Genomic DNA, 11,268 nt, shown 5'->3' with positions numbered 1-11,268 from the left:
CGAAACCCAGCAAAACGTCCTTGATGGTAGCCGTCTTCGCGTCAGCCACCCAGTTCACGCCGGAGCCGCCCGGCGTCCACACGCCAGAAGGTGTGCTGTTCGCCGTCGACCAGGACCACCGGAATCTGCTCCCAGTACGCACGGTGCAGCTCCTCGTCCTGGGTGATGTCCTTCTCCTCCCAGCGCGCCCCGGTCTCCGCGCAGACCGCTTCGATCACGGCCCGGGCGTCGCCACAGAGATGACAGCCCGGCTTCCCGATCAGCGTCACCGTCCGCGCGGCGGCGTCACCGGCGGCGGGAGGGGCGGGAGTGTTCTTCTTCGCTCGTCCAAACATGCCGTCCATTCTGCGCCGCGCCGAGCGCCGCCCCCGGTCCGCGAGGCCGAACCCCTGGTATCCAGCTTGCCCCCAATGTCCGCTTAACAGGAGAGTCGCGGAGTGTTCATGCCTCGGCATCCCGGCAGGTCGGGAAGTACCGAACAGACTGGCTATGCTCACGACATGGCCGCAATGGGATGGCTCACCCCCCGTAGGCGCTCCGCCACCGCGCGCAGCGTTCTGGCAGGCGAGGCCGCCGCCGAGGCGGCCCGCAAGACCTCGCAACAGCTCGAAGCGGAACGGCGGACGGCGGCCCGCACCGGCGCCACGATCCCCGCAAGGCCCGCCGAGCCCGAGTTCCCCGTGGTGGGCGACGCCGAGGCGGCCGCGTTCTTCGACCTCGACAACACCGTGATGCAGGGCGCCGCGATCTTCCACTTCGGCCGGGGCCTGTACAAGCGGAAGTTCTTCCAGCGCCGCGAACTGGCCCGGTTCGCCTGGCAGCAGGCCTGGTTCCGGCTCGCCGGCGTCGAGGACCCGGAGCACATGCAGGACGCCCGCGACAGCGCGCTGTCCATCGTCAAGGGCCACCGCGTCGCCGAGCTGATGTCCATCGGCGAGGAGATCTACGACGAGTACATGGCCGACCGCATCTGGCCCGGCACCCGCGCGCTCGCCCAGGCCCACCTCGACGCCGGCCAGAAGGTCTGGCTCGTCACCGCCGCGCCCGTCGAGACGGCCACGATCATCGCCCGCCGCCTCGGCCTGACCGGAGCGCTCGGCACGGTCGCCGAGTCCGTGGACGGCGTCTACACCGGCAAGCTGGTCGGCGAGCCCCTGCACGGCCCCGCCAAGGCGGAGGCGGTGCGCGCGCTGGCCGCGGCCGAGGGCCTGGACCTCAACCGCTGCGCGGCCTACAGCGACTCGCACAACGACATCCCGATGCTCTCGCTGGTCGGCCACCCCTACGCCATCAACCCGGACGCCAAGCTGCGCAAGCACGCCAAGGCCCGGGACTGGCGGCTGCGCGACTACCGGACGGGCCGCAAGGCCGCCAAGGTCGGCATCCCGGCCGCCGCCGGGGTCGGCGCGCTCGCGGGCGGCACGGCCGCCGCCGTGGCCCTGCACCGCCGCCGGCGCTGACCCGGCCCCCGCCCGCCGCGGCGGGGCGCTGCCGATACGTTTCGGCTGCGATCATCTGCGACAACCCGGGACCAACAGCCCTCACCCGTCCGTGGTCGAACACCACCGCACAGGTCGACTCGGGCGCATTCTCGGCTCCTTACCCCGCAGCGGGGCGGATCACTCCACGCCCTAGCACTTGAGCACAACAGAGCGTGCACGCAGTCACACTCGGAAGCGATTCGATCAACAACCGATCACGAAGCGCGATCGATCCCGCCCACAAGCAGTAACCAATGCGACGGAATCGATGATTTGAGCAACTGGGTGTAGCGCTGCCTGTACGAAGCGTTATTCTCCTCAGACGCATAACGGAACCCACACGTCGCCACGACGAGTGAACGGTTTCGCACTGCACGTGATGGAAGCTCTGCCTCTGGGAGTCCCGTGTACCCACACGTCGGGGTTGACGCCTCGGGCCTGGCTACGCTGCGCGCAACGGTCCTCGACCAGTTGCGCGGCTTCGTCCCCACCGCGTACGCCGGCCCTGTCCCCGCCTTTGCCTTCGCCGCACCGGCACCCGCCGGTCCCTGCTATGCCCTCGCCGAGAGCGGAGCCGCTGTCGGCAGAAGGGGCAGCCGCGGCGGCACCGGAACCTCGACCGCCGCCCGCCGCCCCACCGCCGACAGCGACAGCGCCCGCATGATGGACCTCGTCGAGCGGGCCCAGGCCGGTGAGGCCGAGGCCTTCGGCCGGCTGTACGACCAGTACAGCGACACCGTCTACCGCTACATCTACTACCGCGTCGGCGGGAAGGCGACAGCGGAGGACCTCACCAGCGAGACCTTCCTGCGCGCCCTGCGCCGGATCTCCACCTTCACCTGGCAGGGCCGCGACTTCGGCGCCTGGCTGGTGACCATCGCCCGCAACCTGGTCGCCGACCACTTCAAGTCCAGCCGCTTCCGGCTGGAGGTCACGACCGGGGAGATGCTCGACGCCAACGAGGTCGAACGCAGCCCCGAGGACTCGGTCCTGGAGTCCCTCTCCAACGCCGCGCTCCTCGACGCCGTACGCCGGCTCAACCCCCAGCAGCAGGAGTGCGTGACCCTGCGCTTCCTGCAGGGCCTCTCCGTCGCCGAGACGGCCCGGGTCATGGGCAAGAACGAGGGTGCCATCAAGACCCTCCAGTACCGGGCCGTGCGCACCCTGGCACGCCTGCTCCCGGACGACGCCCGCTGACCGCGACGCGCCCCCCACACGCACCCCCACCCACCGCGTCGCGCCCCCTCGCCCACCTCTCCCCCCACGTCCCCCGACCCCCGTCCAACTCACAGTCGGTGACGCCTCGATGACGCACTGGTCCGATCATCTTTCGCGCGTAACCCAAGTGCCGCGCCGCTCGTTGTGCGGGATGCAGGCTCCCTGTGGTCACGCCATGCCCACAGCCACTCACTCGTTCGTGTGGATGTGCTCAAGGCGTGCAACCTCCCGGACACCCCGGGGAGTCGACCGTCATGACGAGAGGAGGTGCCGCCAGTGATCGCGAACGTATCGGCACACCGGCGGGCGAACGCCTTCGCCCAGGACCTGGATGACCGGACGCCCGAGGACGCGACGGCCGAACAGCCCGAGGCGTCGGCCGAACCGGCCGAACAGGGGCGGCTGTTGGCCCTGGCGAACGGCCTCGGCGAACTGCCGAAGCCGACCATGGACCCCGAGGTCAAGGTGGTGCAACGAGCGCAGCTCGTCGCCGCCATGGAAGCGATGCTCGCGGAGGGGACCGCAGCCGCGGGCCCCACGGTGCCGGAGCAACGGACGTCGAGCGGGCGGGGTGCCCACCGGGCCTCCCCGCTCAGGAAACTGCGTCCCCGCTCCCGCTGGTCGAAGGGCATCGCCGCGGGTGGCCTCACGGTCGGTGTGGCCGCGGGCGCTTTCAGCGGTGTGGCCGCCGCGAGTTCCGACGCCCTGCCGGGGGACTCGCTCTACGGGCTGAAGCGCGGCATGGAAGACATCAAGCTCGGGATGGCCGACGACGACGCGGACCGGGGCGGGATCTACCTCGACCAGGCGTCGACCCGGCTCAGCGAGGCCCGCAGACTCATGGAACGCGGTCGCGCGGGCGCCCTCGACCACGAGTCGCTCAGCGAGATCCGACGCGTCCTCGGCGGCATGAAGCACGACGCCTCCGAGGGCCACCGGCTGCTGCGCCAGGCCTACGAGAAGGACGGCGAGATCGGCCCGATGGCCCGGCTCAACTCCTTCGCCCAGGCCCACCGCTCCACCTGGATCGGCCTGCGCGACCGCCTGCCGGTCCAGCTCAGCGACGTGGGCAACGAGGTGAACGACGTCTTCGTCGCCATAGACGAAGAGGTCGAGCCGCTCCAGGGCATGCTCCCCCGCATCCCCGAGAAGGGCGGCGTCGACAGCAGCGGCGCCGTCACCCCGTCCCAGGACCCGCCGCGTACGCACACCCAGCGCCCGCCGTCCTCCCCCGCCGCCCCCTCCACGGGCGGCGAAGGCTCCACCCGGCCCCAGCCCTCGGGCAGCGGCCCGGGCACGAGCTCCCCGGAAGACGACGGCCTGCTCGGCGGGAACACCGGCGGGCTGCTCGACAACGCACCGACGGGCACACTCCCCTCGCCCACCGGCAGCCAGTCGACGCCCCCGATGCCGGACGTCACCCTCCCGCCGCTGCTCCCGGGCCTGCTCCCCGGTCTCGGCATCGACAGCGAGGACGTCGGCTAGCACGGTGACACACCGCGGGGCCGCTCCTCTCCGGAGGAGCGGCCCCGCGGTGCGCCGTGGACCAGCGGCACAGATGCGATCAGAAGAAGACGGACCGCCGCTGCACCAGCAGCTTGTAGAGGGTGTGCTGGATCTGCTCGCGGACCTGGTCCGTCAGGTTGAACATCAGCATCGGGTCCTCCGCCGCCTCCGGCGGATAGCCGTCCGTCGGGATCGGCTCACCGAACTGGATCGTCCACTTCGTCGGCAGCGGCACCGCGCCCAGCGGCCCCAGCCACGGGAACGTCGGCGTCAGCGGGAAGTACGGAAAACCCAGCAGCCGCGCCAGCGTCTTGGCGTTGCCGAGCATCGGGTAGATCTCCTCGGCACCCACGATCGAGCACGGCACGATCGGCACCCCGGCCTGCAGCGCCGTCGACACGAACCCGCCCCGGCCGAAGCGCTGGAGCTTGTACCGCTCGCTGAACGGCTTCCCGATGCCCTTGAACCCCTCCGGCATCACGCCCACGATCTCCCCGGCCCGCAGCAGCCGCTCCGCGTCCTCCGCGCACGCCAGCGTGTGGCCGGCCTTGCGGGCCAGCTCGTTGACGACCGGCAGCATGAAGACGAGGTCCGCCGCGAGCAGCCGCAGATGACGGCCCGCCGGATGGTTGTCGTGCACGGCGACCTGCATCATCAGGCCGTCCAGCGGCAGCGTCCCGGAGTGGTTCGCCACCACCAGGGCGCCGCCCTCGGCCGGGATGTTCTCCACACCCTTCACATCCACCCGGAAGTACTTCTCCGCGAGCGGCCGCACCATCGACATCAGGACCTGGTCGGTGAGCTCCTTGTCATAGCCGAACTCGTCGACCTCGTACTCGCCCGTCACCCGCCGCCGCAGGAACGCGAGCCCGCCCGCGAGCCGCCGCTCCCAGCCGTCCCGGCGCCCGGAGAGCGGCTCCTGCCCCGCTCCAGCGGCATCCGGACCGGCCACGGCCTCCAGGGGCTCCACCGGCTCCGCGGCCCGGGGACCGCCGTCCCGGCCGTCCCTGCCCTCCTCCGGGCCGTGCTGCCCCGGCAGAGCCCGTACGGCGGCGTCCCTGGCCGCCCTCCCGGACCGCCGGCGCGTCCGGGAACGGTCGTCGTCGAACGGAATGACCTTGGCGTCCGCCATCGTTACCTGGGCTCCTTCTGATCCAGCCGGGCCGCGACCCGGTCCACGGCCCCCGCGAGCTTCGCCGGCGGCAGCAGCCCCGGACCACGGCTGCGGACGAAGTCCGCGAACGTCTCGGCCGTCGTGTACCGAGGGGTGAAGCCGAGCGTCTCGCGCATCTGGACCGTGGAGACCACCCGGCCATGGGTGAGGAGCCGGATCTGCTCGGGCGAGAAGTCGGTCATCCCGACCGTCCGCAGCGCCGAACCCACCCAGGTGACCGCCGGCAGCAGCACCGGCACCGTCGGCCGCCCCAGCCGTCGCGCGCACTGCGAGAGCAGCAACACACCGTCCCCGGCCACGTTGAACGTGCCGCTGTTCAGCGTCGCCCGGCGCGGCTCCCCCGACGCCAGCTCCAGGACGTCGAGGACATCGTCCTCGTGCACGAACTGCAGCCTCGGGTCGTAGCCGAAGACCGTCGGCATCACCGGCAGCGACAGATACTCGGCGAGCGGGGAGTCCACCCGCGGCCCGAGGATGTTCGCGAACCGCAGCACGCACACGGCCACGTCCGGCCGGCGCCGCGCGAAGCCGCGTACGTACCCCTCGACCTCCACGGCGTCCTTCGCGAACCCACTGCTCGGCAGCGACTTCGGCGGAGTCGTCTCCGTGAACACGGCCGGGTCGCGGGGCGCGGAGCCGTAGACACCCGTACTGGACTTGATCACCAGGCGGCCGATCCGCGGCGACTTCTGGCAGGCACCCAGCAGCTGCATGGTGCCGATGACGTTGGTCTCCTTCAGGGACGACCGGCCGCCCGCGCCCAGCGCGATCCCGGTCACGTCCATGTGGACCACCGTGTCCACCTCGTGCTCCGCGAGCACCCGGGCGATCGCGGGCTGGCGGATGTCCGCCCGCACGAAGGCGGCCTCGCCGAGATCGTGCGTCGGCGCCACCGCGTCGACGGCCACCACCCGCTCCACCTCGGGATCCCGCTGGAGCCGGCGTACGAGACGGCCGCCGAGGTGCCGGGCCGCACCGGTGACGAGCACGACCTTGCCCAAGATCAGCGCCTTCCGTCGGTTCTCCGTCGGTACGGGCCCCGCGGATCGTCCCGCGCGGGCCCTGTGCGCCACCGTAGCGCCTCGGTGTTGCGCCGTGATGACCGCCGTGGGCAACGGGGCGGAACCCGACCGGAAAAGGCGCACCAAAAGAGCGTGGCCCCCACCGATGCCGGTGGGGGCCACGCTCGACGCACAAACAGCCGTCGTACAGCCGTCGCTTACTTCTTGTTGCGACGCTGAACGCGGGTGCGCTTGAGCAGCTTGCGGTGCTTCTTCTTGGCCATCCGCTTGCGCCGCTTCTTGATAACAGAGCCCACGACTACCCTCGCTCACTTCTTCTCACTCGGTGCGGGGCGTCTGGGCCCACACGACCTACGTCGGCCTAGCCTACCGGCCCGAGCGCCGAGCTTGTAATCCGAGGGGTTGATGGACTCCCGGCTAGGCCGTCTCCACCCCCACGAAGGACTCCCTGAGGTACTCGTGAACCGCCTGTTCGGGGACCCGGAAGGACCTGCCCACCCGAATCGCCGGCAGATGACCGCTGTGCACCAAGCGGTACACGGTCATCTTCGACACACGCATCACCGAGGCGACTTCCGCCACGGTAAGAAACTTGACCTCGTTGAGAGGCCTATCGCCAGCAGCCATGACCCACCTGTACCTTCCGCACACGACGCCCACCGGCTTCCCCTCCGGTGACCCTGCGTCGCTGTGCGCTCACGCTCCAGACTAGGGGCGTGTGGTACGAGTGGGGAAGAGGAGCAGCCATCGGCCGTTTACCGTGACAGACACGCTCGATTGAGTACATAGCGAGTGAGCGGACGGTAGTGGTCGGAGCGGACCCCGTCGTCAAGCGGAACGACCACGGAGACCTGCCCCTCGGCCTCTCCGACGAACAGCGCGGGATCGTCCGTATCGGCCAGCCCGATGGCCTCGATACCCAGCTGACCTGCCCCGCAGACCCATCCGTGGTCCCCCACGACAAGTTCCGGAAGCGGCCAGCCGCCCTCCACCACCCCCTCCAGAGCCGCCCTGACCGGCAGCGGCGAGTGGGTGTGCGCCCCCGTCTCACGCCCCGTTCCCGACAGACCGGGTTCTCGCACCAACGCCACACCGCGCGCGTAGTCGAGGATGTACGTGCGTAGACCGAACCGGGTCGTTATGTCGACACATCTCCCCTGCGCGGGGGTGAGGACAAGACATCCCGCCGCCGACAAAGCGTCTGCGAGTTCTGCGTAGAAGCCCAGCAGACGGTGTGGATGACCCGTCCCGAACAGCACCGGAGCCCGCCGCCCAGCCGCCTCGCCCAGCCGCTCCGCGAACGCGTCGAGCGCGCTCAACGTCCGTTCCGGATCGATGACATCGCGCCCCGAGCGGTGCGTCGGATCCCCCGACACCCCGCACTTGTCCGCCATCAGACGCAGCAGGTCCCCCTCGCACCACCCCCACGCGGGGTCGAGCCCCAGCATCACCCGCGGATCCCGCGCGGCGAAGAGCCGATAGCTGCGCAGACTCTCCTCCCGCGAGGTCGCCACGGTCCCGGCCAACCCCGCCGCCAACAGATGCGCCCGCAGCGCCCCGGTACTCAACACCTCTCGATGCTGCCGCAGCGCACCTGACACCGGACCAGAACCGGGACCAGACCGCACAGTCGGCGTAACCTCACTCCGACGCGACCTCACACCGACCTGACCTCACACCGACCTGACCCCACACCGGCGGCCGAGCGTCCTACGGGAGCAGCCCCCGCAGCGGGAACGCCGCCCGCCGCGTCGCCAGCACCGCCTGGTCGAGCCGGTCGGCGGGGTCGTACCCCTCCTCCCACTCCCGCCGGGCCACCGGCCACCGCCCGTCCGTCATCCGCATCGGCCCCGGCTGCCGCGTCCGCGCGTACACCAAATCCCGCCACGACGACGGGATCGTCGACTCCGGATCGATCTCGGCGTGCGCGGCGATCCCCACCAGATGCGTCCACGACCGCGGTACGACATCCACCACCGCGTACCCGCCGCCACCGAGGGCGACCCACTTCCCGCCGTCCACGTGCGCGTGCGCCAGCTCGTGACAGGCGACCTGCACCGCCCGCTGCGCGTCCAGCGAGACCGCCAGATGCGCCAGCGGGTCCTCGAAGTGCGTGTCCGCCCCGTGCTGGGTCACCAGGACCTGCGGCCGGAAGTCGGCGATCAACTCCGGTACGACCGCGTGGAAGGCCCGCAGCCACCCCGCGTCCCCGGTGCCCGCCGGCAGCGCCACGTTCACCGCGGACCCCTCGGCGGCACCGGCCGCGCCCGTCTCCTCCGGCCACCCGGTCTGCGGGAACAGCGTCCGGGGGTGCTCGTGCAGCGAGATCGTCAGAACGCGCGGGTCCTCCCAGAACGCCGCCTGCACCCCGTCCCCGTGGTGCACGTCCACATCCACGTACGCCACCCGCTCGGCCCCCAGCTCGAGGAGCCGGGCGATCGCCAGGGACGCGTCGTTGTAGACGCAGAACCCGGACGCGGCGCCCGGCATCGCGTGGTGCAGCCCGCCCGCGAAGTTCACCGCGTGCGCGGCCTCCCCGCGCCACACCGCCTCCGCCGCCCCGACCGACTGCCCCGCGATCAGCGCGGACGCCTCGTGCATCCCGGCGAACGCCGGATCGTCGACCGTGCCCAGCCCGTACGCCTGGTCGGCGGCCCTCGGGTTCGCCGAGGCGGCCCGCACGGCCGCCACATAGTCCTCGCGGTGCACGAGCCGCAGGGTCGAGTCCCCGGCCGGCTTCGCCGCCACCACGTCCACCGCGCGGTCGAGCTCGTACGCCCGCACCAGCCCCATGGTCAGCGCGAGCCGAACCGGATCCATCGGATGCTCGGACCCGAAGTCGTACTGCGTGACACCTTCATCCCACATCAACAGTGCGCGGCCGCTCATGCCCGCCACCGTATCGGGCCTCCCGCGCACCGAACGACGTGGCGTACACCACCGTCACCAGGACAAGCACCATCGGCACGAGCATCGCCCCCCGATACGACCAGGCGTCCCCGAGCGCCCCCACCAGCGGGGAGCCGATCAGGAACCCCACGTAGTTGAAGACGTTCAACCGCGCGACCGCCGCGTCGCTCGCCCCGGGGAAGAGCCGCCCCGCCGCCGCGAACGTCTGCGGCACGATCACGCTCAGCCCGAGCCCCAGGACCGTGAATCCGGCCATCCCCACCCAGGCCCCGGGTGCCACCGCGACCAGAGCGAACCCGATCGCCGCGAGCACCGCACCACACCGCACGACGGTGGCCGCCCCCAGCCGCCGCACCCCGAAGTCCCCCACGGACCGCCCCAGCAGAGTGGTCACCATGTACGCGTTGTACGGCACGGTCGCCATCTCCTCCGAGCTGCCGAGCACGTCCTGCAGGTACTTGGCACTCCAATTCGAGACGGTGGAGTCCCCGATGTACGCGAACGTCATGACGAGACAGAGCGGAAGCAGCAGCGTGAAGGCGACGCCACCACCCGCACCGCCCTTGCCCACGTCCACGGAAGCCGGCGCCGACTCCCCACCGGCGTACCACCGGCTCCCCACGAACGCCGCCGGCAACAGCACGGCCACGACCGGAAGGTAGGAGACGAAGAGCGGCAGATCCCAGTGCGCCCCGACCCAGGCGAGCGAGGCCCCAACGATCCCGCCCAGGCTGTACGCGGCGTGGAAGCCGAGCATGATGGACCGCCCGTACGCCCGCTGAAGGCTCACCCCGAGCATGTTCATCGACGCGTCCAGCGCACCGACCGCCAGCCCGAAGACCCCGAGGGCGACGGCGGCCTGCCACAGCTCCGACCCCGCACCGACGGCCAGCAGACCGAGGAGCACGAGAGGCTGGGCCCACCGCAACACCACCCCCGGACCCACCCTCGCCACGACCTTCTCGGTGGCCACACTGGACACCCCGGCGAGGATCGGCACGGCGGCCAGGAAGACGGGCAGCAGCGCGTCGGAGATGCCGTACCGGTCCTGGATCGCCGGTATTCGGGTCACAAGGAGCGCGAAGGTCACTCCCTGCACGAAGAAACTGACCGCAAGGGATCCCCGCCCACGCCGCAACCGCGCATCCGTCATGGCGGCACAGCGTAGGTCCCGGGTCTACCCATGGGTAGATGGATCACAGACCCAAAATCGCCGGCAGCTCGTCCATCCCGCCGAAGTACCCGGTGGCACCGGCGAGCTTCGCCTCGGGCGTCATCGCGGTGTACCCGTACACGTCCATCCCCGCGGCCAGCGCCGCCTGGACGCCGAGCCGGCTGTCCTCGACGACCACACACCGCTCGGGCGCGACCCCCATCCGGGCGGCGGCATGAAGGAAGAGGTCAGGCGCCGGCTTCCCCCGTCCGACGTCCTCGGCGCTGAAGATGTTCCCGTCCCGGAACCAGGCGTCGAGCCCGGTCTTCCGGTGCCCGACCCGGATCCGCTCGTGGGACCCGGAGGAGGCGAGACAGTACGGGACGCCTTCGGCGACGAGACGCTTCATCACCTCGGTCACCCCGACGACGGCCTCCAACTCCCGCTCGAAGGCGGCGAACGTACGCGCGTGCAGCGTCGCGTCGAAGTCGTCCGGCAGTCGCTGCCCGGTCCGCTCCCCGATCAGGTCGTGGACGCGATGGACTGCGGCGCCCATGTAGTCGCGCAGGGAGTCCTCGTAGGAGGTGGGGTGCCCGAGCTCGGTCAGATAGCCGGCCAGGATGGTGTTGGCGACGGGCTCACTGTCGACGAGCACACCGTCGTTGTCGAAGACGACCAGTTCGTAGCGCATGTTCATACGATAGGTGCCCGTGAACGCAGAAAAGCCCCGCACCATAAGGTGCGGGGCTTTCCCACAATGATTGTTCGGCGGCGTCCTACTCTCCCACAGGGTCCCCCCTGCAG

At 70.8% G+C, this 11,268-nt stretch carries 12 protein-coding genes; 3 read left to right on the top strand and 9 right to left on the bottom strand.

Going from position 1 to position 11,268, the window contains the following annotated elements; genetic code table 11:
- Positions 1-41 precede the first annotated feature (41 nt).
- Positions 42-344, bottom strand: coding sequence for a glutaredoxin family protein (locus ACIPPS_RS28605; protein WP_401437785.1), 303 nt, complete (start codon positions 342-344; stop codon positions 42-44).
- Positions 345-500: 156 nt separating this feature from the next.
- Here ACIPPS_RS28605 and ACIPPS_RS28600 point away from each other — a divergent pair, with 156 nt between their 5' ends.
- The 3 genes from ACIPPS_RS28600 (at position 501) to ACIPPS_RS28590 (ending at position 4,184) form a co-directional block, all read left to right on the top strand.
- Positions 501-1,460: an HAD family hydrolase gene (locus ACIPPS_RS28600; protein ID WP_401437782.1), complete on the top strand. Its 960-nt coding sequence runs from the start codon at positions 501-503 to the stop codon at positions 1,458-1,460.
- 426 nt (positions 1,461-1,886) lie between these two features.
- Positions 1,887-2,678, top strand: a complete 792-nt coding sequence (locus ACIPPS_RS28595) for an ECF subfamily RNA polymerase sigma factor, BldN family (protein WP_361964681.1) — start codon at positions 1,887-1,889, stop codon at positions 2,676-2,678.
- A gap of 297 nt (positions 2,679-2,975) precedes the next feature.
- Complete coding sequence (locus ACIPPS_RS28590; protein WP_401437778.1) at positions 2,976-4,184, top strand: DUF5667 domain-containing protein; 1,209 nt, start codon at positions 2,976-2,978, stop codon at positions 4,182-4,184.
- Between the two features lie 79 nt (positions 4,185-4,263).
- Here ACIPPS_RS28590 and ACIPPS_RS28585 read toward each other — a convergent pair whose 3' ends face one another.
- The 8 genes from ACIPPS_RS28585 to ACIPPS_RS28550 all read right to left on the bottom strand — a co-directional run bounded on the left by ACIPPS_RS28585 (position 4,264) and on the right by ACIPPS_RS28550 (position 11,155).
- Positions 4,264-5,337: a lysophospholipid acyltransferase family protein gene (locus ACIPPS_RS28585; RefSeq protein WP_401437776.1), complete on the bottom strand. Its 1,074-nt coding sequence runs from the start codon at positions 5,335-5,337 to the stop codon at positions 4,264-4,266.
- Positions 5,338-5,339: 2 nt separating this feature from the next.
- The gene (locus ACIPPS_RS28580; RefSeq protein ID WP_401437774.1) at positions 5,340-6,380 is read right to left on the bottom strand and encodes an NAD-dependent epimerase/dehydratase family protein; all 1,041 of its coding nucleotides are present in this window, start codon (positions 6,378-6,380) and stop codon (positions 5,340-5,342) included.
- Between the two features lie 218 nt (positions 6,381-6,598).
- On the bottom strand, positions 6,599-6,697 hold the full coding sequence (locus ACIPPS_RS28575; protein WP_003948845.1) for a 30S ribosomal protein bS22: 99 nt from the start codon (positions 6,695-6,697) through the stop codon (positions 6,599-6,601).
- A 121-nt stretch (positions 6,698-6,818) separates the two neighbouring features.
- Positions 6,819-7,028, bottom strand: coding sequence for a helix-turn-helix domain-containing protein (locus tag ACIPPS_RS28570; RefSeq protein WP_158988220.1), 210 nt, complete (start codon positions 7,026-7,028; stop codon positions 6,819-6,821).
- Positions 7,029-7,156: 128 nt separating this feature from the next.
- Complete coding sequence (locus ACIPPS_RS28565; RefSeq protein ID WP_401437771.1) at positions 7,157-7,972, bottom strand: phosphatase; 816 nt, start codon at positions 7,970-7,972, stop codon at positions 7,157-7,159.
- A gap of 139 nt (positions 7,973-8,111) precedes the next feature.
- Entirely contained in the window at positions 8,112-9,290 is a 1,179-nt protein-coding gene (locus ACIPPS_RS28560) for an acetoin utilization protein AcuC (protein WP_401437768.1), read from the bottom strand.
- Positions 9,259-10,464: an MFS transporter gene (locus ACIPPS_RS28555; protein WP_401437765.1), complete on the bottom strand. Its 1,206-nt coding sequence runs from the start codon at positions 10,462-10,464 to the stop codon at positions 9,259-9,261. Before ACIPPS_RS28555 ends, ACIPPS_RS28560 begins: the two co-directional genes overlap by 32 nt.
- A 43-nt stretch (positions 10,465-10,507) precedes the next feature.
- Positions 10,508-11,155: an HAD family hydrolase gene (locus tag ACIPPS_RS28550; RefSeq protein WP_401437763.1), complete on the bottom strand. Its 648-nt coding sequence runs from the start codon at positions 11,153-11,155 to the stop codon at positions 10,508-10,510.
- Positions 11,156-11,268 lie beyond the last annotated feature (113 nt).

Origin of the sequence: Streptomyces sp. NPDC090127 (assembly GCF_044746945.1) — a bacterium.
Lineage (GTDB): Bacteria > Actinomycetota > Actinomycetes > Streptomycetales > Streptomycetaceae > Streptomyces.
Note: the sequence above shows the minus strand (reverse complement) of the source record. Positions and strands in the feature narration are given on the sequence as shown.

What these genes read in the sequence shown, in the direction of transcription:
- ACIPPS_RS28560 (WP_401437768.1), bottom strand. Translation starts at nt 9,290, where the DNA reads ATGAGCGGCCGCGCACTGTTGATGTGGGATGAAGGTGTCACGCAGTAC.
- ACIPPS_RS28555 (WP_401437765.1), bottom strand. Translation starts at nt 10,464, where the DNA reads ATGACGGATGCGCGGTTGCGGCGTGGGCGGGGATCCCTTGCGGTCAGT.
- ACIPPS_RS28570 (WP_158988220.1), bottom strand. Translation starts at nt 7,028, where the DNA reads ATGGCTGCTGGCGATAGGCCTCTCAACGAGGTCAAGTTTCTTACCGTG.
- ACIPPS_RS28550 (WP_401437763.1), bottom strand. Translation starts at nt 11,155, where the DNA reads ATGCGCTACGAACTGGTCGTCTTCGACAACGACGGTGTGCTCGTCGAC.
- ACIPPS_RS28605 (WP_401437785.1), bottom strand. Translation starts at nt 344, where the DNA reads ATGGACGGCATGTTTGGACGAGCGAAGAAGAACACTCCCGCCCCTCCC.
- ACIPPS_RS28600 (WP_401437782.1), top strand. Translation starts at nt 501, where the DNA reads ATGGCCGCAATGGGATGGCTCACCCCCCGTAGGCGCTCCGCCACCGCG.
- ACIPPS_RS28585 (WP_401437776.1), bottom strand. Translation starts at nt 5,337, where the DNA reads ATGGCGGACGCCAAGGTCATTCCGTTCGACGACGACCGTTCCCGGACG.